The sequence below is a fragment of the Sphingomonas sp. AC435 genome, from assembly GCF_979253005.1.
In genome coordinates this window covers 1-257 of record NZ_CEEDCJ010000060.1, presented here as the reverse complement: position 1 = coordinate 257, position 257 = coordinate 1, and the positions used below count along the sequence as shown (strand labels likewise).

The following is a 257-nucleotide window of genomic DNA, read 5'->3' as shown; positions in this document are numbered from 1 at the left end:
GGAAAGGCTGGCGGCATGAACTTCTACGATCAGGCTCTCATCCTGACCTACGGTAGCGTGGCCGCCCTGCTCTGCATCGTGGCCTGGGACCTTCACGCCAAGCGCCGCCTGCGCCTGGTGGCGGTGCGCCGGAAGGCTCTCGACGACGCCTACGACGCGCTGGCGAGCGCCGAGGACATCGCAGGCAGGGCGGTCGACAATATGCTGAACGAACCGCCGTCGCCCTCTCGGGACTCGCATATCGAACGGTGCAAGCA

At 66.1% G+C, this 257-nt stretch carries 1 protein-coding gene; it reads left to right on the top strand.

Translation table 11 applies throughout. The features are described 5' to 3' along the window. Positions 1-15: 15 nt before the first annotated feature. A partial coding sequence (locus AC0CH8_RS18950) for a hypothetical protein (protein WP_465241209.1) occupies positions 16-257 on the top strand: 242 nt, incomplete at its 3' end.